Origin of the sequence: Arthrobacter sp. AQ5-05, from assembly GCF_003287975.1 — a bacterium.
Classification (GTDB): Bacteria; Actinomycetota; Actinomycetes; order Actinomycetales; family Micrococcaceae; genus Paeniglutamicibacter.
In genome coordinates, this window is record NZ_QMKQ01000014.1 from 47,255 (window position 1) to 70,826 (window position 23,572).

General features: G+C 67.5%; 19 protein-coding genes and 2 tRNA genes. 12 read left to right on the top strand and 9 right to left on the bottom strand.

Annotated features, from left to right (window positions below; genetic code table 11):
* The first annotated feature begins 274 nt into the window (after window positions 1-274).
* The 4 genes from DQ353_RS12950 to DQ353_RS12965 all read left to right on the top strand — a co-directional run bounded on the left by DQ353_RS12950 (window position 275) and on the right by DQ353_RS12965 (window position 4,802).
* Entirely contained in the window at window positions 275-1,072 is a 798-nt protein-coding gene (locus tag DQ353_RS12950) for a winged helix-turn-helix domain-containing protein (protein WP_113763162.1), read from the top strand.
* 104 nt (window positions 1,073-1,176) lie between these two features.
* Complete coding sequence (locus tag DQ353_RS12955; protein WP_113763163.1) at window positions 1,177-1,698, top strand: SixA phosphatase family protein; 522 nt, start codon at window positions 1,177-1,179, stop codon at window positions 1,696-1,698.
* Window positions 1,699-1,935: 237 nt separating this feature from the next.
* Window positions 1,936-3,090 (top strand): DUF1611 domain-containing protein, encoded by a 1,155-nt coding sequence (locus DQ353_RS12960; protein WP_113763164.1) that lies wholly within the window; start codon window positions 1,936-1,938, stop codon window positions 3,088-3,090.
* On the top strand, window positions 3,087-4,802 hold the full coding sequence (locus DQ353_RS12965) for an ABC transporter transmembrane domain-containing protein (RefSeq protein WP_113763165.1): 1,716 nt from the start codon (window positions 3,087-3,089) through the stop codon (window positions 4,800-4,802). The genes DQ353_RS12960 and DQ353_RS12965 overlap by 4 nt, the downstream gene beginning before the upstream one ends.
* Window positions 4,803-4,821: 19 nt before the next feature.
* Here the strand turns inward: DQ353_RS12965 and DQ353_RS12970 are convergent, their stop codons facing one another.
* The 3 genes from DQ353_RS12970 to DQ353_RS12980 are packed head-to-tail and all read right to left on the bottom strand — an operon-like array spanning window position 4,822 to window position 8,641.
* On the bottom strand, window positions 4,822-5,430 hold the full coding sequence (locus DQ353_RS12970) for a TetR/AcrR family transcriptional regulator (protein WP_113763166.1): 609 nt from the start codon (window positions 5,428-5,430) through the stop codon (window positions 4,822-4,824).
* The gene (locus DQ353_RS12975) at window positions 5,427-7,745 is read right to left on the bottom strand and encodes a YhgE/Pip domain-containing protein (RefSeq protein WP_113763167.1); all 2,319 of its coding nucleotides are present in this window, start codon (window positions 7,743-7,745) and stop codon (window positions 5,427-5,429) included. The genes DQ353_RS12970 and DQ353_RS12975 overlap by 4 nt, the downstream gene beginning before the upstream one ends.
* Window positions 7,742-8,641 (bottom strand): ABC transporter ATP-binding protein, encoded by a 900-nt coding sequence (locus DQ353_RS12980; RefSeq protein WP_113763168.1) that lies wholly within the window; start codon window positions 8,639-8,641, stop codon window positions 7,742-7,744. Before DQ353_RS12980 ends, DQ353_RS12975 begins: the two co-directional genes overlap by 4 nt.
* Window positions 8,642-8,798: 157 nt before the next feature.
* Between DQ353_RS12980 and DQ353_RS12985 the strand changes: the two genes are divergently transcribed.
* Window positions 8,799-9,824, top strand: a complete 1,026-nt coding sequence (locus DQ353_RS12985; protein ID WP_113763169.1) for a lactonase family protein — start codon at window positions 8,799-8,801, stop codon at window positions 9,822-9,824.
* 51 nt (window positions 9,825-9,875) lie between these two features.
* Window positions 9,876-10,598 carry an esterase/lipase family protein gene (locus tag DQ353_RS12990; RefSeq protein ID WP_286166806.1) on the top strand — a complete coding sequence of 241 codons (723 nt, stop codon included), beginning with the start codon at window positions 9,876-9,878 and terminating at the stop codon, window positions 10,596-10,598.
* Window positions 10,599-10,665: 67 nt separating this feature from the next.
* Here the strand turns inward: DQ353_RS12990 and DQ353_RS12995 are convergent.
* Window positions 10,666-10,739 (bottom strand) — tRNA-Arg (locus DQ353_RS12995).
* A 240-nt stretch (window positions 10,740-10,979) separates the two neighbouring features.
* On the opposite strand from DQ353_RS12995, the gene DQ353_RS13000 reads away from it, so the two are divergent.
* Window positions 10,980-12,161, top strand: a complete 1,182-nt coding sequence (locus tag DQ353_RS13000) for a low temperature requirement protein A (protein WP_181578383.1) — start codon at window positions 10,980-10,982, stop codon at window positions 12,159-12,161.
* 46 nt (window positions 12,162-12,207) lie between these two features.
* Here the strand turns inward: DQ353_RS13000 and DQ353_RS13005 are convergent.
* A tRNA-Arg gene (locus tag DQ353_RS13005) sits at window positions 12,208-12,284 on the bottom strand.
* A 308-nt stretch (window positions 12,285-12,592) separates the two neighbouring features.
* Here DQ353_RS13005 and DQ353_RS13010 point away from each other — a divergent pair.
* The 3 genes from DQ353_RS13010 (at window position 12,593) to DQ353_RS13020 (ending at window position 16,406) form a co-directional block, all read left to right on the top strand.
* Entirely contained in the window at window positions 12,593-14,422 is a 1,830-nt protein-coding gene (locus DQ353_RS13010; RefSeq protein WP_113763210.1) for a phosphoenolpyruvate carboxykinase (GTP), read from the top strand.
* Between the two features lie 209 nt (window positions 14,423-14,631).
* Window positions 14,632-15,159, top strand: a complete 528-nt coding sequence (locus tag DQ353_RS13015) for a PadR family transcriptional regulator (RefSeq protein WP_113763172.1) — start codon at window positions 14,632-14,634, stop codon at window positions 15,157-15,159.
* Window positions 15,156-16,406: an alpha/beta fold hydrolase gene (locus DQ353_RS13020; protein WP_181578384.1), complete on the top strand. Its 1,251-nt coding sequence runs from the start codon at window positions 15,156-15,158 to the stop codon at window positions 16,404-16,406. The genes DQ353_RS13015 and DQ353_RS13020 overlap by 4 nt, the downstream gene beginning before the upstream one ends.
* Before the next feature lie 106 nt (window positions 16,407-16,512).
* Here DQ353_RS13020 and DQ353_RS13025 read toward each other — a convergent pair whose 3' ends face one another.
* From DQ353_RS13025 to DQ353_RS13040, 4 genes are all read right to left on the bottom strand, one after another.
* On the bottom strand, window positions 16,513-17,694 hold the full coding sequence (locus DQ353_RS13025) for a globin domain-containing protein (protein ID WP_113763174.1): 1,182 nt from the start codon (window positions 17,692-17,694) through the stop codon (window positions 16,513-16,515).
* A gap of 211 nt (window positions 17,695-17,905) precedes the next feature.
* Window positions 17,906-18,352, bottom strand: a complete 447-nt coding sequence (locus DQ353_RS13030) for an RrF2 family transcriptional regulator (protein ID WP_353616693.1) — start codon at window positions 18,350-18,352, stop codon at window positions 17,906-17,908.
* A 263-nt stretch (window positions 18,353-18,615) separates the two neighbouring features.
* Window positions 18,616-19,098, bottom strand: coding sequence for a hypothetical protein (locus DQ353_RS13035; RefSeq protein ID WP_113763175.1), 483 nt, complete (start codon window positions 19,096-19,098; stop codon window positions 18,616-18,618).
* Window positions 19,095-20,516, bottom strand: coding sequence for a phosphomannomutase/phosphoglucomutase (locus DQ353_RS13040; RefSeq protein WP_113763176.1), 1,422 nt, complete (start codon window positions 20,514-20,516; stop codon window positions 19,095-19,097). The genes DQ353_RS13035 and DQ353_RS13040 overlap by 4 nt, the downstream gene beginning before the upstream one ends.
* Window positions 20,517-20,636: 120 nt before the next feature.
* On the opposite strand from DQ353_RS13040, the gene DQ353_RS13045 reads away from it, so the two are divergent.
* Both DQ353_RS13045 and DQ353_RS13050 read left to right on the top strand, forming a co-directional pair.
* The gene (locus tag DQ353_RS13045; protein ID WP_113763177.1) at window positions 20,637-22,772 is read left to right on the top strand and encodes a RecQ family ATP-dependent DNA helicase; all 2,136 of its coding nucleotides are present in this window, start codon (window positions 20,637-20,639) and stop codon (window positions 22,770-22,772) included.
* 198 nt (window positions 22,773-22,970) lie between these two features.
* Window positions 22,971-23,171 carry a nickel-binding protein gene (locus DQ353_RS13050; protein WP_220094013.1) on the top strand — a complete coding sequence of 67 codons (201 nt, stop codon included), beginning with the start codon at window positions 22,971-22,973 and terminating at the stop codon, window positions 23,169-23,171.
* Window positions 23,172-23,572 lie beyond the last annotated feature (401 nt).

The following is a 23,572-nucleotide window of genomic DNA, read 5'->3' on the forward strand; positions in this document are numbered from 1 at the left end:
GTGGACACTATCGAAGTTTGTTACTTGCGGGTTCCTTATATTACGAGGAAACTAGTGTTTGTGAATAGCGCAGCAATGACACCTCGGAGCCTTTTTGAAGGCGTGGCGATGACTCATCGCCAGTGTCATTGTCGAATGCCCAGCTGAGCGTCGGAACCCTTTCGACGCTCAGTGACACTCGCATCGCTCCCGCCCCTCGCACCGGCGAGGCAAGCGGAGCACCTAGGCATTCGCGCCATTCCGTGGCATTCACACGAGTTAGAGGTAAAGAAGCATGTCGGTAACGTCCGGATACGTCCATGTCTCAATCCGCAACGCCCAGTCCCGCGCCGCGGCAGCGCAGCGCAACACTGCTCCAGGCGGCTACACCCCTGCCGGCTATCGCCAGCTCCATGCGGTCCCGGCGGCCCACGAGACTCGACCGATGACTGCTCCGACCCCCATTGTGGCTCCCAGCGGAATCTCCGGCCCGCAGCCGGTGGCAGGTGACACCACCGCACGCGGTTTCGTGCTTTATGTAGGTCTTGACGAGTCGGTGGCCCAGGCCCAGGGAACCTCGCTGGGCAAGCTGGCAACCCAGGTCCGTGCCTTCCTGGCCACGCTTTCCCCCGAAGCACAGACCCATGCCGCCGTCGCACTGGCCCCGGCCAGCGCCCAGGGCGAAAACATCGACGTCGTGCGCCAGGCACTGGGGGACCCCACGGTCAACCGCCGCCCGCGCGTCGATGCCCGCCCCACGGCACCGCGCCCCTCCGGTGTGCTGATCGACCTGTCCCGCCGCGAGGTGCACCTTGACGGCGAGACCCTGAACCTCACGTTCAAGGAATTCGAGCTGCTGAACTACCTGGTGGAGAACGGCACCCGCACCGTGGGCCGCGACGAGCTGCTCACCAATCTGTGGCGCAACGCCGAAGAGGTCCCGAACGAGCGCACCATCGACGTGCACATCCGTCGCCTGCGCTCGAAGCTTGGCCGCCTGGCCAACACCGTGCGCACCGTGCGCGGCCAGGGCTACCGCTTCTACGAGCACCCCGAGGTCGTCGTCTGGGCCGCCCCGGAATACACCATCTAGTTTTGCCTTCACGCGCTGCGGGGCCCGCATCCACGGATGCGGGCCCCGCAGGCGCTTAAGCCCGCGGGTGACCGGAGGCCCCCGCGAGCCTTAGGCTTGGAGGCATGAGCGAACATCATCTGAAGCGACTCGTGTTGCTGCGCCATGCCAAGAGCGACTACCCGCTGGGTGTGTCCGACCACGACCGGCCGCTGGCCGCCCGCGGCAACCGCGAGGCGCCTGCCGCCGGTGCCTGGCTGCGCGAGCACGACGTGGTCCCCGACTACATCGTGCTCTCCGATGCCCAGCGGACCCGTGCCACCTGCGCGTGGGTCATCAGCGAGCTCGGCGAAAAGGCCCCCACTCCCTACATGGACTCGCGCATCTACGGCGCCTCGAGCACCAGGTTGTGCGCCATCATCAACGAGACACCCGACACCGTCACCACGCTGATGGTCATCGGGCACCAGCCTGTGCTGCAGGAACTGGCCATGCGCCTCGCTTCGGCGGACTCGGACGAGGAAGCGGTCTACGAGCTGGCGATGAACTACCCGACGCTGGGACTCACCGTGCTGCAGACCGAGAAGTCGTGGGCGGAAATCGACGGACGCGACATGCGTGTCACCGATTTCGTGGTCCCGCGCTGAGGCACCGCACAGGTACCACAAGTAGTTCGATGAGAGTTTGGGGAGGGTCCAAACCCCGGGTTTCCGCACCGTTCCACCGCGAACATGAGAGCGGATGGACCGATTATGAGAACGCCCTCATGGACTGTTCATCCTTTGCTAACTTTGGGGCCTTTGACTAGGAGCAACGCAAGCACCCAAGGCTTGCGGCCGCGGCAGTGCGGCACCTGATTCCCGGCCTTGAAAAGGATTGTCCCCATGAGCATCAGCCCCAGCCTTGAAACCCGCACCATCGACGCAGCCCCGGCCACCGAAGGCCAATTACGCCACCTGCAGCTCGGGGCCCGGCGGGCGCTGGAGATCCGGGCCGCCTACACGACCCGCTTCGTGGCCACCGAGTTCTCCAAGCGACCCGGGGACTTCCACCTGATCGCCGGTGCGGATGTGCACCCGCAGCCCGGGGACGTGGTCATCGCCCGCGTCGCCGAAATCGGCAAGCATACCCGCCTCGAATCCCCGGTCTCCCGGCGCCAGCTGATGTTCGTCGGCCAGGAGATCATGGTCGCCTACGGCAACCGCTACGCCCCGGACCAGTTCCTGGCCCACGTTCCGGAGACCCTGGAGCCGTGCCATCTGGTGGCCGGCGGCGGCCTGGCCGGATACGTCACCGAAATGCACGCCTCGATCGACGCGGCCACCGCGATCGAACCGGTCGGCCTGTTGGCCACCAAGGACGGCGTGGTGAACCTGCGCGACTTCGCCCCGCTGCAGGTCGGCACCCCGTCGCTGGCGGTGGTCCGCGCCGTGGGCGCCCCGCGCCCGCCGGTCATTGCGGTGCTGGGCACCTCGATGAACTCGGGCAAGTCCACCACCCTGGGCTGCCTGGTCAACGGGCTGGCCAACGCCGGGCTGCACGTGGCGGCGGGCAAGGCCACCGGAACCGGGGCCGGCAACGACCCGAACCTGTTCATCGACGCCGGCGCGTTCCCGGTCTGCGACTTCACCGACTTCGGCTATCCCACCACCTTCAAGCTCGCCTACGAGCAGGTCCGTGACCTGCTGGCCGCGATGATCGACGAGCAGGCCGCTTCCGGCGCGGACGTGGTCGTCATCGAGATCGCCGACGGCCTGTACCAGGGCGAGACCTCCCGGCTGCTGCGTGACCCGCTCTTCGCCGCATGCGTGGACACCGTGGTGTTCTCCGCCCAGGACGCCCTCGGTGCCCGCGCAGGACTGGACGTGCTGCAGGATGCCGGGGTGCCGGTAGCCGCTGTCTCCGGCCTGCTCACGGCCTCCCCGCTGGCCACTGCCGAGGCCGCGGCCCGGCTCGAGGTGCCCGTCATCGACACCTACTCCCTGTGCAACCCCGCGGTCGCCACCGCCCTGGTCCCGGTGCGCGCCGAATCGCTGTGAGCGGCCTCGACGCGCTGATGCAGGACCGCCGGGCCCCGGCCATGGCGCCGCTGGGCATCGTGCCGACCCCCGCGGACCGGGGACCGGCCCCGCGCCTGCCGAAGCTGGTCACCGGCAAGCGCCGCGGGCTGTTCCTTGCGCTGCTGGCCCTGGCCACCGGCTGCGGAGGCCTCGGGGTGGCCATTGCGCTGCTGGTCGGCGCGCTGGTGACCGGGGCAGCGGTGCTGCCGCTGGCCGTGGGCATCGGGGCGCTGATCCTGCTGCTGGGCGCTGGCCGCTACTTGGAACGCGTGCTGGCCGAAAAGCTGGGGCAGCACTACGTGGCGCAGCTGCGCCTGTCGCTGATCTCCCACTCCCTGCTGGCCCCCAAGGTGCCCTCGGTGGGCATCACCGTGGCGCGGGCCAGCAACGACCTCTCCTCGGTGCGCAATTGGGTCGCCCAGGGCATCGCCCCGCTGCTGGCGGGCATCCCGCTGGTACTCATCTCCATGGCCGGGCTCTTTGCTCTCCACCCGGCCCTGGCCCTGGCCCTGGGGGCTCCGGTGCTGGTGCTGACCGGCATGCTGCTGCTCCTGGCCCGCCCCGCCTACGAGCGGGCCAGGACCCTGCGCCGGCACCGCGGGAACCTGGCCGCGCGCATTGCCGACACCGTGGCCGCCTCCTCGGCCGTGGTCGCCGCCGGCGGGGTGGCCCGGGAACTTTCGCGGGTCGAAGCCAGCGGCAAAAAGGTCGTGGACGCCGCGGTGGCACGGGCCCGGCTGGCCGCGGTGCTGCGCGCCTGTTCGCTGGGCATGCCGCTGCTGGCCACCGCCGTGGTGGTGCTGGTCTCGCGGACCGCGGCACTGGGCCCCGGGCACATCGCCACGGCCCTGACGCTGCTGGGGCTGTGCGCTGCCCCGGTGGGCGAATGGGGGCGCATCGTGGAGTACCGGCAGAACCACCGGGCTGCTTCCCGGATCATTGCCCCGCTGCTGGCAGAAGAAGGCACGCTGTCGGCCGACCCCCGGCTGCGCCCGGGAGCGACTCGGGCCGCCGCCGAGATCCAGGCCTCGCGCATCTCCGGGGTGTGGCTGCGCGGGGTGGAACTCTACGGCAGGCCCGTCCCGGAGCTGGACGCCAAACCCGGGGACCGGATCCGGGTGGTTGGTGCTGACGCCCGAGCCCGCGGGGAACTGTTCGGCATACTGGCCACGGCCCGCACCGCCGGAGGCCCGATCCTCGGGGACCTGGGGGAAGACGCTGCAGGACGGGGTGCCGGCTACGTGGTGGCAGGGGTGGTGCCCGCGGCCGTGGGGGAGAAGAAGCGCCGCCGGCTCATTGGCGCGGCCTTCGCCTCGATGGTGCCCGAACGCGGAACCGTCCTGCGGGCCCTGCGCTACCGCCGCCCCGCCGCCGATCCGGGCAAGGCGCTGGCGCTGGCTGCGCGGCTGGGGCTTGACGCAGCTTCGCTGGAACAGGGGGAAAACACGCTTTTGCGCCGTGGCGGGATGCCGCTGGATGCCGCCCAACGCGCCGGGCTCATGGTCGCCCGCGCGATGCTCGGCTCCCCGGGCCTGCTGCTGCTCAACGAGATCGACTCCCACCTCGACGCCGCGGCCCGGCGCGAGCTGGAGGCCATGCTGCAGTCCTACCGCGGCGTGGTGATCGTCGGCTCCGATGCCGCATGGTGCTCCGGCTACCGGGAATGGGACCTGGACGGGCCGGTGGCCTGAAGGGAAACCGCTTGGGGGCTCAGCGCAGCGGCGCGGTGAAGGCCATGACCGCCTCCACGCAGCTTTCGACGCTGCGTTCGGGGTGGAACACCAACCGGTCCCGTCCCAGGATCAGTGCCGCACCGAAGATCGCTGTGGCCAGGGTGTCCAGGTCCGCCGCCGGTGCGAGGCGGGCCGGCGCGCCGTCCGCGGCCATCCGGGCCAGGGCATTGCGCACCAAGGCGATCACCTCGTGGCGCAGCGTGGCCAGCGCGGTGGCCCAGTCGCTGTCGGCCTGCCATTGCTCGGAGATCCACAGCTGCGCAAACGACGGGTATTCGGCAATGAATTCCAGGGCGTCGGCGATCATCAGCCGCAAGCCGTCGGCGGCGTCGGGGACCTCGGCGGCCCGCTCGAAGCGCTCAAAGAGGATCGCGGCCCCGTAGTTCAGCAGCTCGCCGATCAGCTCGGACTTGGAACCGAAATTGTAGTAGACCGTGCCCTTGGAGACCCCGGCGGCCTTGGCGATCTCATCGACGCTCACCTCGTGGTGCCCGCGCGCACCGATCAGCTCCATGGAGGCGGTGAACAGGCGGTGCTTCGAATCGGTGGCCCGCACGCGGGTGCGCGGGGCGCTGGGTTCACTCATGCGCTCAGCTCCGGATGCAGGGTTTTCAGGGACCAGGTCTTGTGCAATCGTACCGCCACGGTGCTGGCCACCAGGCCCAGCACGGTGTAGCCGATGAGGCCCGCCACGATGGGTCCGAGCACCGAAAGGTCGGCCCCGTACATCAGGTGGCGCAGGCCCGTGACCACGTGTCCCATGGGCAGCCAGCGGTGCGCCACGTGCAGCGCCTCGGGGGTGGTTTCCCAGGGGAAGGTGCCGCCGGAGGAGACCAGCTGCAGCACCATCAGCACCAGCACCACCATCTTTCCCGGGGTCCCGGCCAGCGCACAGATGCCCTGGATGATCGCGGTGAACGCCATGGAGGCCAGCAGGAACAGCCCCCAGGTCATCCACGGGTGGGCGGTGTCCAGGCCCAGCCCGTAGAGCACCACGGCGTAGAGGATGGTGCCCTGGAGCATCGAGATGCCCAGGAACGGCAGCCAGCCGCCGACGGCGATCTTCCAGTTCGCGGCGTTGGAGGCCAGCGCGCGCTTGGTGATGGGGCGCATGATCTGCACCAGGATGAAGGCACCGATCCAGATGGCCAGGGTCATGAAGAACGGGGCCAGTCCCTCGCCGTACACCCCGGCCTTGGCCTGGTCGGTGCGGGCAATGTCCACCGGGTCCCCGATGACCGAGGAGACCTGTTCGCGGGCCGCGGCATCCGGGTTGGGCACCTCGTCGGTGCCGTCCGCCAGCTTGGTGGACAGTTCCCCGGAGCCGTCACGCAATTCGGTGGCGCCGTCGCCCAGCTCGCCCACGCCGTCGCGCAGCTCGCCGACCCCGGAAACCAACGAGGACGTGCCCGCGTGCAGGGTGTCGGCACCCTCGGCCAGCGATCCGGCGCCGGAATCGAGCTTCCCGGCCCCGGCCAGTGCGTCGTGCTGCCCGTCGGCCAGGGTGCCCGCACCGGTGGCCAGGGTGTGGGCGCCGCCGTTGAGCTTGGACGCGCCGGCAGCGGCATCCCAGATGCCCGTCTTGAGTGCGGGCATGGCCCCGGCCAGCTGGTGGGTTCCGTCTGCGAGGGTCCTCAGCCCGCCGGAGAGTTCCTTGGCGCCCGCGGCGACCTGGGCCGACCCGTCGGCGAGCGCGGAGATCTGCGATCGGGCGGTGGTTAGCTGCTTCCTGGTGTCGGCTACCTGGTTGGCCACTCCACTGGAGGCGGCGGCGTCCTTGACGTCGCTGCGGAGCTGCTGTGCCTGGTCCCGGGTGAGGATCCCGTCCTTCACCAAGGTGTCCAGCCGGGCATCCAACGTGTCGGTGGCCGAATCAATGCGGCTCTCGGCATCCTTCTCCAAGGCCGTGAGCGTGTCGGCCGCCTGCGTGACCTTGTCATCAAGGGCCTTGTTGCCGGCAGCGACCTGGGCTGCACCGGAGGAAAGCTTCTTGGAGGCGTCGGCGGCTTCTTGCGCCCCGCCATCGAGCTGCGCCGTCTTGGCCGGAAGCGAGGAGGTCTTGGACTTCAGTTCGCCCAGCCCCGTGTTCAGCCCGGAGGTGCCCGCGGCCAGGGTGTCGGCGCCGTCGGCGAGCTTGTCGGCGCCGGAAACCAGTTTCTTCTGCCCGTCCACCAGGGAACCGGTGCCGTCGTGCAGGGTGTCGGCGCCGTCGGCGAGCTTGTCGGCGCCGGTGTTGAGCTTGGCGGCCCCGTCCTGCAGGCTCCCCACGCCGTCGGCCAGCGTGGTGACCCCGTCGGAGAGCTTGACGGTTCCGGTGTGCAGGTCCCCGGCGCCATCGGCGGCCTTGGCCATGGACGTGTGGATTTCGGAGAAACCGGACAGCAGGGCGTCCGCGGTCTGCGTGCCGACCTCCTTGGCCACGGTGTTGTGGACCTGCCCGGCGAGCTTGTCGGCGAAGGTGCCGACCATGTAGTTGTTGGCGTCGTTGGTGGTGATCTTCAAGATGGCCTGCTTGGCCTTCTCGAAGTCGCCCGGGGAGGCGAGGTTCGCCGAGAAGTCCTTCGGGATGGTCATGGAGAATGCATAGTCGCCGGAGGCAACCCCCGCGTTGGCCGCGTCCTCGGAAGCAACCACCGTCCAGCCGAAGGTGCCGTCCTGCAGCAATTCCTTGGTGACGTCGTCGCCGACCGCCAGTTCCTTGCCGTCCTTGGAGGATCCCGTATCGAGGTTCACGATGGCGGCCTTGACGTTGTTCAGGTGCGCGTAGGGATCCCAGTTCGCGTAGAGGTACAGGGCTCCGTAGAGCAGCGGAACCAGGCACATGGCGATGATCGCGATCCGCGGCAGGGCCCCGGAGGTCATGCGCTTGAGTTCGGACAGGGCGAGGCGCAACGTGGTCATGAATTTTCCTTCGGTGCTCTCAAGGACAAGGTGGGTTCGGCCGAAACGACCTCGGTTGCGGGCTCGTCGGGCTCCCGCGAATCGGGTTCTTCCGCGGGCTCGATTTCGGGCTCATGCGGTGAAGGCGAAGCCTCGGGAAACGGGGTTTCCGCGGTGAGGGACAAGGCCGGGGCCAAGGCGTTCCCTGCGACCTCGACGGGCGCAGCCGCCGTTGCGGAGCGCGGCCCGGATTCGGTCGCGTGTGCGCATGGCTGTTCCTGGGCCAACTCCAGTTTCTCCTGCACCTGGCCCGCGTGCGCCCTGGAGCCTTCCCATTTTTCAGGAATGCGTTGGACCACGGCGACCACTGCCGGTGCACGACGGGAGGTGGCCACGGAATGAAGGTAGCGGGTCCAATCGTCCTCGGGGATGCCGTGGCGGTCGGGGGAGTCGAAGACCAGCAGCTCGATGGAGCGGTCCTCGAGGGCCAGGTGGGTGAGCAGCGTGAGTCGCTCGAGCGGGTCAATGGCGTCCAGCCATTGGTTGGCCAGCGAATCCATGCCGTGCTTCTTCATCCAGGTGTCGATGCCGCTGCGCCGCCAGATCGGTCCGGGCTGCAGTGCCAGGTCCTCGGCCACGAGGTCACGGACCTTCAGGTGCGCCTCGGGTTCGTTGATTTCCGGGGAGTCGACCAGCGCGCTGATGCGCCGCACCGAACGCAGGGCGGTGGTCCCGGACCAGCCCACGGTGCCCTCGCCGGGTCGCATGCGTGCGCTGAGCCCCAGGGCCAGCGCGGTGCGGGTGGGCTGGGGTTCGGCCGCCACCAGCAGGAGTTCGCCGCGCGCAACGGCGAGGCTTGTGGGGTTCAGTAGGGGCAGGTGGCGTCCGGCAATGGCCAGGTTATCGGCGATGAGCACAGCTAAAGCGTAAACCGAACTGACCGATCAGTACAAATAGCGTGGATGTCGGATTCGTCCCCTCGGCGCGTGGCGCCAACCGGGACCAACGACACGATCGGGCAACATTTCATCGCCGGCCACCACATGGGCGGGGCGGCGGGGGAGGATTGGAGGTATGGACAAGAGGTTTTGGGTCGGAGGCTATTCGCCCGACGGCGGCGGAACAAGCCTGGGCATCCGGGCCATCGGGATCCGCAACGGCGTGCTGAACGACCTGGGCCTGGCCCACGCCGCCGATTCGCCCTCGTGGCTGGCAACCCACCCGAAGCTGCCGGTGCTTTATGCGGCGCTCGAACACCGCGGAGAGGTCGCTGCCTACAACATCATCGGCAGGGATCGGCTCGAACCCCTGGGCAGGCCCGTGCCGGCCGGGGACCTGGTGTGCCACCTGGCCGTTGCCGCTGCCGCAGGGACACTGGTTGCCAGCTGCTACGGGGACGGGAAGGTGCTGGCCTACCCGATCAACCCCGACGGGTCCCTGGCGGGACCGGCCCCGGCCCCGGCCTCGGTCGACCCCTTTGCCGTGCCCGGGCACGAAAGGCGCGCCTCGCGGTCGCACCAAAGCACGGTGCTGCGCTCGGGCCGGGTCATCACCACCGACCTGGGCCACGATTCGGTGCGGATCTGGGACCTGGTCGACGGGGAGCTGCAATTGCGCCAGCAGGTCGCGTTGCGCAAGGGGGACGGTCCGCGCCACCTGGTGGAGCATCCCTCGGGACTCATCTATGTGGTCACCGAACACAGCGCCCAGGTCATCGCGCTGGGCGCCGATGCCGCCGGGGACTACCGGGAAGTCTCCCGGAGCGCCCTGGGCGAGTCGATCCGGGCCGGCGAGCATTTCCCGGCGGAGATCTCGTTGGACCTGCCCACCAACAGGCTCTACATCGGGGTCCGGGGTGCCCGGGTGATGGCGGTGCTGGGCCTGAACGCCGGGTGTCCGGTCTTCCTGGGCAGTGCCCCGTGCGCGGGGGAGTGGCCCCGGCACCACGTGCACGTCGGCAACTCCCTGTTGGTGGCCAACCAGCTCTCGAACACCATCGAGGCCATCGGGCTGGACTCCGCGGACGGGTTGCCCAGCCGGCGTCTCAGCTCCCTGGCGCTGGAAAGCCCCACCTGCATCGCCGCGCAAGTGACAGCCTGACGCATGGAGTCCGTCCGGCGCCGTGGAAGCGGGGATGGGTCCGGTCCACTGGTGCGCCCCTGGTGGTGGGCGCTGGACTATGCATACGCCGGATGGCGGCAGCTGCGGTCCGTGATCCGTCGCCTGGGCCCGGAATCGTTCAGCGACGGAGACCCGAGGCTCCCCGCCATCGTATTGCTGCCCGGCGTCTATGAGACCTGGGGGTTCCTGGAACCTGCGGCACTGCGCCTGAACGGGGCCGGGTACCGCGTGTATGCGGTCCCGGAACTGGGGGCCAACAGGCGCGCGGTTCCCGAATCCGCGCAACTGGTGCGGCGGCGCCTACGGGAGCTGTTTGAGGTCCACGGGATTGAGCAATGCATCTTGCTGGCGCACAGCAAGGGCGGGCTGATCGGCAAGCATGCGATGCTCGATGAGCTGCTGCAGCAGTCGCAGGGATCCTCCGCGGGGGAGACCGCCCGGATCAGGGGACTTGTCGCCATTGGCACCCCGTTTGGCGGATCCGTTTATGCCCGATACCTGTTCTCCCGCACATTGCGCCAATTTTCTCCCCGGGATGCGGTCCTGCTGTCGCTGCAGGCACAGGAAGACGTCAACGACCGGATCGTTTCCATCTTTGCCCAATTCGATCCGCATATCCCGGGCGGAAGTGCGCTCGCCGGGGCAACGAACGTGCGACTTCCGGTGGCCGGGCATTTCCGCACGCTGGGAGATCCTCTCGTGCTGGCTGCCGTCGAGGAAGCCGTGGCGTCCTTGGGCGGCGGCAAACGCTAGCCGGGCGGGAACCTGCGGGGAAACGACAAGAGCCGCAATCTTTCGATTGCGGCTCTTGTGCGATGTGTGCGCCCAAAGGGATTCGAACCCCTGACCTTCTGTTCCGTAGACAGACGCTCTATCCAGCTGAGCTATGGGCGCATATTTTGTTGTTGCCCCGCCTCACGGCTTGACCTCGAACAACTATACATACCTTTGGCTGGCTGGTCGATCCAGGAAAGTGAATCGTGCGCGAACTCACGCCCGGTTGCGGGGATTGGTCTTCCGTCCTGTCTCCCAGTCGCCATCGCCGCGGCCCAAACCTAGCGCGGGTTCGGTGGCGCGCCCATAATGGGAACCGTCAACGCCGGCTGCGCTGGTGCGGAAGGGGGAACGGATCCGATGTCCACTGCCGATCCCGCCTTGCCGGGCAGCCCCGCACACGAACGGCCGGATCGGGATGAGAGGCCCGTTGACTGGTATGAACTCTTCTTCGACCTGGTCTTTGTTGCAGTCATTGCCATCTCCGCCCAGGCCCTCGAGGAAGGTCCCGGCCTGTGGGTGGTGATCGAGTTCGTGCTGCTGTTCTTCCCCTTGTGGTGGGCCTGGGTCAACCTGATGATCTCCAACAACCTCTACGGAAGCCGATATCCGTCCATGGGCGTGTTCGTGGTGGCGGCCATGCCCGGCCCCGCGGCCATGGCGATAGCCATGGCCAGCGGAATCGAGGAATATGGGTGGCTGTATGCCTCCGGGGCTGCGTGGATCCGGCTGGTGCTGCTGCTCATCTGGCTCATCCCGTATGGGGCAAGGCTCGTGGCGGTTCCGCTGTGGCGCCCGCTTGGGTACAACCTCGCCACTGCCGCACTGTGGATGGGGTCGATAACGGTGGAGACGCCCTACCGCTATCTGCTGTGGGTGGCGGCGGTTGGCGCAGAAATGATCTTGTTGGTGTTTCGCCGCGGATTCGCCTTCGAGGTGTACGAGCAAGTCTCCATTTCGCATTTGCTTGAGCGCATCGGGCTGTTTGTTGTCATCGTGATCGGCGAGGCCGTCTATCTGGGCGTGACCGGCCTGGCGCGGCATCCGACCATCGGTGGTGCGGCCGCGGCGCTTTGCGGTTTCCTTGCCTGTGCCCTGTTGGCCCGCGCGTTCTTTCGCGGGGGAGTTCCCCGGACGGCGTCCGGACTGGATGCGGCCAGGCGGGCCGGTTCCTATTCGGCAATGCGCGATGTCGTCATGTACTTTCCGTTCATTGCCGTTGCCTCGCTCACGCTCATCGCAGCGGCCGTCGGCAGCGCAGTGGCCCATCCGGTGATTCCGTTGTCCGGCGGCGCCCGGACGTTGCTCGCCGTGGGTGTTTCCGGCTTTTACCTGTGCAATGCGGTGATCGGATTGCGGCTTGGGCGCAGGGTTGGCCGCGTTGCCGTCTTGTTCGGGCTGGCCATGCTGTTGCCTACGCTGGCCTGTCTGCTGACCGGAGGGCTGCAGGCGTGGGCGACCGTGGGATTCGTTGCCTTGGCCCTGCTCGCCCTGGATGTCATCAGCGGTGCACTTGGAGCCCACTGGTATGCCCGCCGATAGGGGGGGAGAAAGCAGAAAGGCCACGATTTCTCGTGGCCTTTCCTGTTGGTGCGCCCAAAGGGATTCGAACCCCTGACCTTCTGTTCCGTAGACAGACGCTCTATCCAGCTGAGCTATGGGCGCATATTCTATTTTTGGTACCAACCTTGCGGTTCGACCTCGAATAACTATACATACGATTGCCGTCGGCGCAAAATCCGGGGCACCAGCGGGTGGGTGGGTGCCCCGTCGCGTTGCGTGAAGTATACCGGTCTACGTGTCCTTCGTCACTTTTGTGGTTTGATGGGGAAAGGGCGGAGCCCGGAAAGCCGCGCTTTTCGCTGAAGCTAAATCAAATACGGGGATTTTTGGCGATCTGAGTCACAGGGGCCCGCGGGATTCGCCCCATAGCATCGAACTATTGCAAATTCAGCCCAATGGAGGGAATGGACATGAGCGAGAGCTCGGACCAGAAGGTCATCGACGCAGCACCGACCACGCACGCAAAGCTAGCCGCTTGGGTGCAGGAAATCGCGGAACTGACGAAGCCTGACCGTGTCTATTGGGTAGACGGCACGCAGGAGGAAAACGATCGCCTGACCGCCGAGCTGGTTGAAACCGGCACGCTGAAGCGCCTCACGGATCCTTCGTTCCCGAACTCCTTCGCAGCGTTCTCCGACCCCAAGGATGTTGCACGCGTCGAGGAGCGCACCTTCATCTGCTCGGAAGACGAGAAGGATGCTGGCTTCACCAACAACTGGGAAAACCCGGTCAAGATGAAGTCCATGCTTACCGGCATCTTCGACGGCGCCATGCGCGGCCGCACCATGTATGTCATTCCGTTCGTCATGGGACCGCTCGATGCCGAGCAGCCGCAATACGGCGTGGAGATCACCGACTCGGCCTACGTTGTCGCCTCCATGCGCATCATGGCGCTCATCGGCGACAAGGTCCTGCGCCAGATCGAGGCAGAGGACGCATTCTTCGTCCCCGCGCTGCACTCGGTTGGCGCCCCGCTGGCTCCCGGCCAGCAGGATGTGGCCTGGCCGTGCAACGAAGAGAAGTGGATCGTGCACTTCCCGGAAGAGCGCTCCATCTGGTCCTACGGCTCGGGCTACGGCGGAAACGCCCTGCTGGGCAAGAAGTGCTACGCGCTGCGCATCGCTTCGGTGATGGCCCGCGACGAGGGCTGGCTTGCCGAGCACATGCTCATCCTCAAGCTGACCAACCCCGAAGGCAAGAGCTACAACATTGCCGGGGCCTTCCCGTCTGCCTGCGGCAAGACCAACCTGGCCCTGCTGGATCCGACCATCGAGGGATGGAAGGCCGAGACCCTGGGCGATGACATCAACTGGATGCGCATCGGCAAGGATGGCGAGCTTCGCGGCGTCAACCCGGAATACGGCCTGTTCGGCGTGGCACCGGGCACCGGTTGGTCAAACAACCCCAACGCCATGAACGCCATCACCAAGGGCAACTCGATCTTCACCAACGTTGCTCTCACCGACGAAGGCGGGGTGTGGTGGGAAGGCATGACGGACGAGGTCCCGGCGCGCCTGACCGACTGGTTGGGCAACGACTGGACCCCTGAGTCCGGTCGCGTCGCGGCACACCCGAACTCCCGCTTCTGCACCCCGATCGACCAGGTCGATATGCTCTCGCAGGAGTACTACAGCCCGGACGGCGTGGAGATCCACGCGATCCTCTTCGGCGGCCGCCGCAAGACCACCATCCCGTTGGTCACCCAGGCCCGCAGCTGGGCCCATGGCATCTTCATGGGTTCGACCCTGTCCTCGGAGACCACTGCCGCTGCCGCAGGTGCCGTGGGCGTGGTCCGCCGCGACCCGATGGCCATGCTTCCATTCATCGGCTACAACGCCGGCGACTACCTGAAGCACTGGGATTCCATCGAGTCCAAGGCCAACCCGGCGCGACTGCCCAAGATCTTCCTGGTCAACTGGTTCCGCCGCGATGCCGATGGCGGATTCGCCTGGCCCGGGTTCGGGGACAACTCGCGCGTGCTGAAGTGGGCCATCGATCGCATCGAGGGCAAGGCCGACGCCGTGGAGACCCCGATCGGCTTCGTCCCGACCGGCGACTCGATCGACCTGACCGGCCTGGACATGACCCCGGCCGACGTCGAGGCCGCCGTGGTCGTGGACAAGGACGAATGGGCCACCGAGCTGGCCAGCATCCAGGAGTGGTACGCCAAGTTCGGCGAGGCGCTTCCCGCGTCGCTGCGTGCCGAGCTTGAAGGCCTGAAGGAGCGCTTGGGGGCATAGGCTTCCCGGCGCAGCAACCTTCGTGAAGGGCCCCGCTGCCATCACCCGCCACCCGGTCACGGGATGGTTGGGGGGATGGCCGGCGGGGCCCTTCCGTTTCCCCTTCCAGATCCCGGTGGCGGCCTCATCGCCAGTGGTCGGGCACGGTTTCGACAGGAAAATGCGTGGCTGCTGGAACAATCCCCTAGGGGATGTGTCAGGATGAAAGCATGATTCTTGCGCGTTTGATCCTCGGGCTCTTGAGTTTGGCGCCCATGACCGGGTATGAACTGAAGAAGCACTTCGACTCGTCCATCAATCACTTTTGGAATGCCGACAAGGCGCAGATCTACCGCACCTTGGCCCAATTGGTGAGGGACGGGCACGCCACCGTCACCACCGTTGCCCAGCGAAACTACCCGGACCGCCAGGAACACCACATCACCGACGCCGGGCGGGCGGCCCTGGTGGAATGGCTGGGCGGCGAGGTCACCGCGCACACGCCCCGCGAGCCGTTCCTGGCCCGCGTGTTTTTTGCCGCCGAGCTCGACCGCGAGTCGGTGCTTGACCTGATCCGCGCCCGGCGCGAGGCCACGCAGGAAGTGCTGGACGACTACCTCTCCCAGCGTGAGGACATTGACATGCGAGCAGCAGCGGACCGACGCAGCTTCCTGATGGCCGCAACCCTCGACAACGGAATCCGGCATGCGGCCGCCGAGCTTGAATGGCTGGATGCCGTGACGGAGTACCTGCCATGAGCCAGCACGAGGACACCGCCGGCGGCGACGCGGGAGCCGACGAGGAATTCGTGGACCGCTCGCTGTCCGAGGAGAACACGGAGCACGCCCAGGAACGCGGGGAAAAATCGGCGTCCAAGGCCGACAAGCCGGCCCGGCCGGCAACCCCGAAGCGAGCGCCCCAGGAACACCGGCCCCGCCCCGAACCCGGGCAAGCCAAGGACACCGCGAAGGACGAGGCGAAGCCCGCAGCCGAAGCGTCCGCGGTTCCGGCCGGCGGCTCGGCGGGCCCGAAACCCCCGGAGCACCGGCCGCAGGTTCCAACCAGGGAAAAGACCGCACGCCCGGCCAAGGCTCCACGGCAACCCCGTCCGGCCGTCCCGCACACCCGCACCGAGCAGCAGGATCCGGCGGCACCGTCGGCCACCCCCGTGTCGGCCAAGCCCGCAGGGCCGCGCGATCCGGGAGGCTACCCGGAATTCCATGCGCCCACGCGTGCCCGTCGCGACGGCAAGCCGGCCCAGACCATCGTGTTCCTGCACGGCGGAAACGTGGCTAACTGGACCTGGGACCCGCAGGTGCGGGCCTTTGGCGACTACGAGGTGCTCACCCCGCACCTTCCCGGGTTCGGTGCCCGCTCACAGGAGGACTGGGCGGGACTGGACAGCGCCGCCGACGACGTGGCCGCGGTCATTGCCGATGAGGTCTCCAACGGCGGCGCCCACCTGGTGGGCCTGTCCTTGGGCGGCGTCGTGGCACTGCGCGTGCTGGCCCGGCATCCGGAGCTGGTTGATTCCCTGCTGATCTCCGGGGTCCCGGCCGCCGGGGTCTCGGCCTCGATGCGCACCATGAGCCGGATGCAGCTGCGCCTCTTCGGCAGCGAATGGTACTGGCGCTTCCAGGCCGGCGCCTACGGCATGGTCGCCGACGAGAAGGACCTGTTCACCGAGCACGGAACGCACCTGCGGGCCGACAACATGCGCGCGATCATGGACGAGGTCGACCCCGGAGGGGTCCCGGCCAAGCTCGGGGACTACAAGGGACCGGTGCTCGTGATTGCCGGCGGCAAGGAGCCCAAGCTGGTGGCCAAGTCCTTCCCGGCCTTGGCCCGCGCTCTGCCGCAGGCCCGGTTCCGCACCGCGGCCGGCATGCACCACCAATGGAACATCGAGGACCCGATCCTCTTCAATGCGACCGTACGCGCCTGGATCGAAAAGGGCACCGCGCACCCGCGGCTGCAGGACCCCGGGGCGCTCAAGACCCCGTAGGGCACCAAGCACGAAGGCCGCCACCGAGTGATCGGTGGCGGCCTTCGCCCCCCCAAGCGGGTTCCGCTGATATGCCTATCGTCGCGGAACCCGCGGCTTGCGGTCGTTAGGCTGCGAGCCACAGGTCGGGGCCGAAGACCTCGTAGTGGATGTTCGTGGCCGGGATGCCGGCATCGATGGCCTGGGAGCGGACAGCGCGCATGAACGGCAGCGGGCCGCACAGGTACAGGCGGGCATCGGCCGGCAGCTCCAGGTTGGCCAGGGACATGTAGCCCTCGGTGGCTTCGGTGCCCTCGGCCTTGGCGTTGATGTCCTCGAGCCACAGCTTCAGTTCGGCGTTGGGCAGGGACTCGACGGATTCGAGCATCTGCTCCTTGAGCGCCCAGGCGTCCTCGGTGGCCTCGGCGTGCAGCACCATGACCCGGCGGTCGGAGCCCGCGGCGGCGAGGGTGGCCAGTGCGGAGGCGCTGGGGGTGCAGCCGATGCCCGCGGTGGCCAGGATGATCGGGGCGCCGGTGGTGTCGATGACCAGGTCGCCGTACGGGTTGGAAAGCTCGATGACGTCCCCGACGTCCAGGTGCCGGTGCATGAACGGGGAGACCTCGCCGCCGCCGTCGAACTTGGTGGTGATCACGCGCTCGGTGGTGGAGGTGACCGAATCGCTGAGGGTGTACTGGCGGCACTGGCGCAGTCCGTCCAGCAGCGGGACCCGCACCGAGACGAACTGGCCGGCCTTGGCGACCGATACCGGGGTGTCGTCGGCCGGGACGAAGCGGAAGGTGACCGAACCGGTTCCGGCGGCTTCCTTGGCCACGAGCTTCCAGTCGGTCCAGATCTTGTCGTTGGCCTGCTGCGCGTAGAGGCCCTTTTCGATCTTGACCAAGGCGTCGGCCATGAGCCAATAGACCTCGGACCAGGCCTCGGCGACCTCGGGGGTCACTGCTTCGCCCAGATCGTCGACGATGGCGGCGAAGAGGTGCTCGTAGACGATCGGGTACTGTTCCTCGACGATGCCCAGCGAGGTGTGCTTGTGGGCGATGCGGGAGAGCACCGCCTCGGGCAGGGTGCCGGGGTTGTTGACCAGGTGGGTCGCGAAGGCCGCGATGGAGCCGGCCAGGGCCTGCTGCTGCGCACCGTTTTTCTGGTTGGCGCGGGAGAAGAGTCCGTCAAGGAGTTCCGGGCGGGCCGCGAACATCCGGTCGTAGAACTTCGGGGTGATGTGGGAGATGCGCTCACCAATGATTGGCAGCGTGGCTTCGATGACCGGGCGGGACTTCTCGGAAAGCATCTTGTGGCTCCTTGACGAAGGGTGGCTCTTATCTTGCATCTGTCACGCAAGATTGATACTTCATTTCTACATGGCGTAGAAGTTGGATGCAAATCGGCCCGTCGGATTCGTGGAGGAAGGTGTCGTTTTGGGTCGTCAATCCCGGGGCCTTCGCGCCCGCGCAATGCGCCGGAAGCCGCTACAGGGCCCGGAACCCCGGCGCTTGCGGCAGTCAGGGCAAGGCGGGGAAAGGCAGCGGTGCCTTGGTGGAAACAGAGGTGAGATCCTCGACACTCAGCAGGTCCAGCTCCGCATAGAAGGCCTCGCGCGCCCGGCGCAGGGCGCTGCGCAGCTTGCACGCGGCAAGCAGCGGGCAGGGGACCCCGGCCTCGGAGACGCAGTCGACAACATCCTCGCGGAGATCGAGGTCGCGCATCAGGGTGCCCACGCGCTGCTCCAGTCCGAGGCCGGTGATCTGCGATCCGCCGTAGCGTCCGCGCGCCACGTCAAGGGCACCGCGTTTGCGCAGCTCAACGATGGCCTTGGCCACGTGGTTGTAGGGCACGCCGATCTGCTCGGCGATGTCCTTGGTGGTGACCTGTTGGCCGCGACGGGAGCCGAGAAACATCAAGGTGCGCAGGCACACGTCCGCATAGGCGCTGAGTTTCACGTGTTCCATTCTCGCAGGTGTTGGAAACTTGCGCCGTGATCCATGCCTCCGGCAGCAGGTGCCCTTCCGGTATTGCTCCGCCTTCAGCTTCGGGCGGTCTCCGTTCCCGCCGCGGGAGCCGAATACCGGCGACATCCTGCTCGGGACGGAGCGGAAACCTGGCCGGCGTGCAGGGGCCGCATCGCTGCGCCGGGAGCAGCAGTACAAGAACCTGTGGCCCGGAACCGGGGAACCGGTTCCGGGCCACAGGCCGGAAAGCAAACGGGGGGGGGTTAGGCCCAGACCTGGATCTGGCCGCCCTCGGCGCTGGGTTCGGCGAACTCCCAGATCCCGGTTTCCGGATCGGGTGCGGTGTAGGGCTGCACGATGGCGACCGAACCGCCGTGGCGGTGCTCCGCCAGTACGTGCACGGCGTCCGTGGCGTCATCCAGCAAGGTGACATCCGAGACGAAAGCCACGGCGTTGAACGAATCGCGCTGGTCCTGCAGCAGCTGGACGAGGTCGGCCATCATGACCTCGGCGTCGATGTCGGCTTCCGGGTCGTCGAGGTCCTCGGTGGGCTGGACGGCCAACAGGCGCAGTTCCGGCTCCGCGTTTTCCTCGGTGGCCGGTTCCACGGCGATGGCGAAGGGCAAAAAGACGCCCTGTTCCTCCAGCTGTTCGCGGGCCACGCCCAGAGCGGTGCCCAGGACCTTGTTCAGCTCCGCCTGGGCGGCCTCGTCGAGTTCGGCGATCTTGTTTTCGGGGGTGCTCATGCGTTGCTCCTGACGATTGAGAGGACCTGGTTGCGGATGGATTCCATGGTCGGGGTGTCTATTGCTTCCCCGTTGTAACGGAGGAAGGGTTCGGTGTTCGAGGGGCGCAGGTTGAACCAGTACGACCCGTCGGTGGCTGCCACGGTGGTGCCGTCCATGCGGGTGACCGAGACCGGGGCATCGGCGAATTCCGCCAGCACGCGGGCCACGGCCCCGGCCTTGTCCTGGACCTCGGAGTTGATCTCGCCGGAGGAGACATAGGGCTCGTACTCGGCGGCGAACTCGCTCAGCGGGGTGTCCTGGTGGCCCAGCGCCGCCAGCACGTGCATCGCCGCGAGCATGCCGGTGTCCGCGTTGTAGAAGTCGCGGAAGTAGTAGTGGGCCGAGTGCTCCCCGCCGAAGACCGCGCCTTGCTCGGCCATGACGGCCTTGATGAAGGAGTGCCCCACGCGGGTGACCACCGGGCGGCCGCCGGCCGCGGTGACGGCCTCGGGCACCGCGCGGGAGGTGATCAGGTTGTGGATGATGACCGGGGTGTCCTCGCCTGCGGCCCGCGCCCGGGCGATCTCGCGCACCGCAACCAGCGCGGTGATCGCCGAGGGCGAGACCGGGTTGCCCTTCTCGTCGATCACGAAGCAGCGGTCCGCATCCCCGTCGAAGGCCAGGCCGATGTCGGCGCCGTGCTCGATGACCGCGGCCTGCAAATCGCGCAGGTTCTCGGGCTCCAGCGGGTTGGCCGGGTGGTTGGGGAAGGTGCCGTCAAGCTCGAAGTACATCTCGATGATTTCCAGCGGCAAACCAGGCAGCAGGGTGTCGCCGAGCACCGCGGGGGTGGTGAGCCCGCCCATGCCGTTGGCCGCATCGACCACGACCTTCAGCGGGCGGATGTCCGAAAGGTCGACCAGTTTGCGCAGGTAGGCGGCGTAGTCCGCCAGCACGTCGATCTCGGCGACGATGCCCTCGGGGGCCTCGGTGGACACCGGCAGGCCCTCGTCCAGGTAGGACTGGGCCAGGTCGCGGATGTCGAAGAGCCCGGTGTCGGAGGACACCGGCACGGCGCCTGCCTTGGCCATCTTGATGCCGTTGTAGGCGGCCGGGTTGTGGCTGGCGGTGAACACCACCCCGGCGCAACCCAGCGAACCGGCGGCGAAGTACAGCTCGTCGGTGGAGATCAACCCGAGCATTCTCGGGTTGGCGCCGCGGTAGGCGGCCCCGCGCGCGAAGGCAGCGGAAAATTCGGGGGAGGAGGGGCGCATGTCCCCGCCGACCAGGACGTCCTGCCCAGCCAGGCCCAACACGTCGACGAATGCGGCGCCAATGGCCTCGACCGCCTCGGCGTTAATGGTGGCCCCGACGATGCCGCGCACGTCGTAGGCCTTGAAGGACTCTGAAAGATCGATTTCCACACTCACACCCATGAGCTTATCCGGTTGGCCCGAGGCTCCGGGGAATTGGCGCAAAGAAGGTGAGTAGTGCCATAGGGGCCGGCATTTGCCTGGTGGAGGCAAGTGTCGGTGGACACTGGAATACTGGGGGCCATGGACGCCTACACACCCAGCATTGATTCGGACTTGCGCTCCGCTGCCACTTCCATCCTGCGTTCCCTGGTCGGCCGGGACGATGCGCAGTTCCACGACGGCCAGTTCGAGGCCATCGAGGCCCTGGTGGCCGGGGGCCGCCGGGCGCTGGTGGTGCAGCGCACCGGCTGGGGAAAATCCGCAGTGTACTTCGTGGCCTCGCTGCTGCTGCGGGCCCGCGGAGCCGGGCCCACACTGATTGTCTCCCCGCTGTTGGCGCTGATGCGCGACCAGGTCGCCGCCGCCTCCCGGGCCGGGGTGCGGGCCGAGGCCATCAACTCGGCCAATGCCCTGGACTGGCAATCGATCGCCCGAAAGCTCGACAACGACGAGCTGGACGTGCTGCTGGTGTCTCCGGAGCGGCTGAACAACCCGGTCTTCCGCGACACCCAGCTGCCGGCGCTGGTGGCACGGATGGGCCTGCTGGTCATCGACGAGGCGCACTGCATCTCCGACTGGGGCCATGACTTCCGACCCGACTACCGCCGCATCAAGGACCTCATCCAGGCGTTGCCGGGCAACGTCCCGGTGCTGGCCACCACCGCCACGGCCAACGAGCGGGTGGTCCACGACGTGCAGGAGCAACTGGCCGTGGGCGGCACCGAGGTCTTCACGTTGCGCGGCTCGCTGGCCCGCGAGTCCCTGCGCCTGGGCGTGCTGCGCCTGGCCTCGCCGCGCTCGCAATTCGCCTGGCTGCTCAGCCACCTGAACGACTTCCACGGCTCGGGCATCATCTACACGCTGACCGTCTCCGCGGCCGAGGACATCACCCGGTTGCTGGCCGAGGCCGGGCACAAGGTGCTCGCGTACTCGGGTCGCACCGACACCGAGGAACGCCACCGCGCAGAAACCGCGCTGAAGAACAACGAGGTCAAGGCGCTGGTGGCCACCAGCGCCCTGGGCATGGGCTTCGACAAGCCGGACCTCGGGTTTGTCATCCACGTCGGGGCACCCAGCTCCCCGGTGGCCTACTACCAGCAGGTGGGCCGTGCCGGTCGTGGCAGCATCAACGCAGATGTCCTGCTGCTTCCGGGCCCGGAGGATCGCGAGATCTGGCGGTACTTCGCCACCAGTTCCATGCCTGACCAGCAGAAGGCAAATGCCGTGCTGCAGGAACTCGCCGCTACGTCCGGGCCGCTGTCGGTGCCCGCACTCGAGGCCCGGGTCAACATCAAGCGCACGCCGCTCGAGCTGCTGCTGAAGGTGCTGGCCGTGGACGGCGCCGTGGAACGGGTCTCCGGAGGGTGGATCGGTTCCAACGCCCAGTGGTTCTACGATGCCGAACGCTACACCCGGGTGGCTGCCGCCCGCGTGGCCGAGCAGAATGCGATGCTCGACTACGAAAACCTGAAGACCTGCCGCATGGAATTCCTCTCCCGCGCCTTGGACGACCCGGCCGCTGCCCCGTGCGGTCGCTGCGACAACTGCGCGGGCGTCTGGTTCAGCGATGACATCCAGGCCTCGGCCAAGGACTCGGCGCAGACCGCCCTGGGCCGGGTCGGTGCCCTGGTTGAGGCACGCCGAATGTATCCCGGAGGCATGGAAAAACTGGGGGTTCCGCTCAAGGGCAAGATCGCCCCCGAGTTCCAGGCCGAGGATGGACGGGCCCTGGCCCGGCTGACCGACCTGGGCTGGGGCGGCCGGTTGCGTGCCCTGCTCGAAAGCGCGGACGAGCCGGATGCACCGGTGCCCCAGGCCATGCTTGATGCCTGCGTGAAGGTGCTCAGCGAGTGGAAATGGTCGACTAGACCAGTCGCGGTGGTCTCCATGCCCTCGCGGTCCCGCCCGCAACTGGTCGGATCGTTTGCCCAAGGTATTTCCACCATCGGCCGGCTGCCTTACCTGGGACAGCTGGAATACCGGGACCACGGGCCGCGCGGCGGCTCGGGCGGCAACTCGGCCTTCAGGCTCGCCGCGGTCTGGGACCAGTTCGTGGTTCCCGCCGAAATGGCCGAGAAGCTGGCCGGCGCCCCGGGCCCGATCCTGCTCCTCGACGACCTGGCCGACAGCCGGTGGTCGATGACCGAGGCAGCCAGGATCCTGCGCGAGGCCGGGGCCCCCGGGGTGCTTCCGTTTGTGCTTGGAGTGGCCGGCTAACCGCGTTCGCAAGGCGGCACGTTTGTCGAAGGTTTCGGGCCGTGCCGGCAGAGTGGCGGCCCGCGGAAACATCCGTGGCTTGCAGCTATGTTGATGCGCCCGCGCTGCTCCTGGAATGGGGCCAACGCAGAATCATGAATGCGTTTGCCACAATCCAAGGAAGTGTTGCGATGGCTGAATACATGGATCCACAACCACATGAAAGGCTTGTCCGCGGCGGATCTCAAGGCCGCGCACGAAGCCGATCTCGCCCTCCAGGGCGAGGAAGGCGTCGAGTTCAAGAGGGCGTGGGCCGACCCGGTCAGCGGGAAGATCCTCTGCCTCCCCGAAGGCCCCTCGGCAGAGGCGGTCCAGCGGGTCCACGAGCGGGCCGGACACCTGGCCGATGAGATCTACTAACTGAAGCGAGAATGTCCGCCCCTTCGGGGGCGCGGGTGAATCGCGAGTAGACAGTTTAGGTTTCGGTGATTGCTGACCTTGGATTTGCCGCCCGACAGGGTCTGCGCCGGGCCGCCGGGGGAACCGGCCAAGCGGGTCGGTTTGCTGGCGGACGGAACGTTCACCGTCACGTGCAGGTGGTCGTGCTCGCCGTTGGATTCCGTCGACTCGGCATCGAGCGCCGAGCGGGCCTGTTCCGTGGCCCGGTGGCCTGTGCCCGGCATCGCCTGGTCGAAGAACCGGCGACGCTGCGGGGGCGAGCCACGGGCAACGCGAGGGTGCTGCGCAGGGTCCGCGCCCGAAGTGCGGAGGCTCTCCACAGTCCGCAGAGCGGTCCGTGCCGGCCGGCACCCGGGGAAAAC